The following is a 1,476-nucleotide window of genomic DNA, read 5'->3' on the forward strand; positions in this document are numbered from 1 at the left end:
GGGCCGGCATGGTGATGTTGATTGGCATTTTGTCCTCCCGCCCGGTTCAGCGATACGTGACGGCTTTGACCGCCTCGATGACTTCGCCGACATTCGGCAACGCCAGCTTCTCGAGGTTCGCCGCATAAGGCATCGGCACATCCTTGCCGGCGATGGTGATGACCGGCGCGTCAAGAAAATCGAAGGCGCGCTGCGACACCTGGTTGGCGATATGGTCGCCGACCGAGTTCTGCGGATAACCTTCCTCCACCACCACCAGGCGGTTGGTCTTCTTGACCGAGGCGATGATGGTGTCGAGATCGAGCGGCCGGATCGTGCGCAAGTCGATGATCTCGGCATCGATGCCAAGGCCACGCAGTTCCGCTTCAGCCTTGACCGCATAGGTCATGCCGATGCCGAAGGAGACGATGGTGACATCCTTGCCTGATTTATGGATGCGCGCCTTGCCGATCGGCAGCACGAAATCGTCCAGCTTCGGCACGTCGAAGGACTGACCGTAGAGGATTTCATTCTCGAGGAAGATGATCGGGTTCGGATCGCGGATCGCTGCCTTCAACAAGCCCTTGGCGTCAGCGGCGGTGTAGGGCATCACCACTTTCAGGCCCGGAATGTGGCTGTACCAGGCGGCATAGCACTGCGAGTGCTGAGCGGCGACGCGTGCGGCGGCGCCGTTCGGTCCACGGAACACGATCGGCGCGCCCATCTGGCCGCCCGACATATAGAGGGTCTTGGCGGCCGAGTTGATGATCTGGTCGATCGCCTGCATGGCGAAGTTGAAGGTCATGAACTCGACGATCGGCTTCAGGCCGGCCATCGCCGCACCCACGCCAACGCCGGCAAAGCCATGCTCGGTGATCGGCGTGTCGACGACGCGCCGCGGCCCGAATTCCTGCAGCAGGCCTTGCGTGATCTTGTAGGCGCCCTGGTATTCGGCAACCTCCTCGCCCATGACGAAGACATCGCCGTCGCGGCGCATTTCCTCGGCCATCGCATCGCGCAGCGCTTCGCGCACCGTGGTCGAGACCATTTCCGTGCCGGCCGGAATGTCCGGATCGGCGGCGATTTCCGTCTTCGGAGCAGCAGCCACCGGCGCAGCCGGCTTTGCGGCCTCCGCCTTATCCTCTGCGGCCGCCGGAGCCTCTGCCTTTGCAGGCGCTTCCGCCTTGGCGGGCGCCGCGGCCTTGCCGATATCCCCGGCACTTTCGCCGTCCTGTAGCAGCACGGCGATCGGTGTGTTGACCTTGACGCCTTCGGTACCGGCGGCGATCAGGATCTTGCCCAGCGTGCCTTCGTCAACGGCTTCGACTTCCATCGTCGCCTTGTCGGTCTCGATCTCGGCGATGACGTCGCCGGCGACGACTTTGTCGCCCTCGTTCTTCAACCACTTCGAAAGATTGCCCTCTTCCATGGTCGGCGAGAGAGCGGGCATGAGAATTTCGATCGGCATGTCCTTGCCCTCCCGTTACAATACGATAT

At 62.5% G+C, this 1,476-nt stretch carries 1 protein-coding gene; it reads right to left on the reverse strand.

All coding sequences use genetic code 11. The annotated features are described in order from the left end of the window. Nucleotides 1–46: 46 nt before the first annotated feature. Nucleotides 47–1,447, reverse strand: coding sequence for a pyruvate dehydrogenase complex E1 component subunit beta (locus EN750_RS34005; RefSeq protein ID WP_127294427.1), 1,401 nt, complete (start codon nucleotides 1,445–1,447; stop codon nucleotides 47–49). Nucleotides 1,448–1,476 lie beyond the last annotated feature (29 nt).

The organism is Mesorhizobium sp. M7A.F.Ca.ET.027.03.2.1, from assembly GCF_003999175.1.
GTDB lineage: Bacteria > Pseudomonadota > Alphaproteobacteria > Rhizobiales > Rhizobiaceae > Mesorhizobium.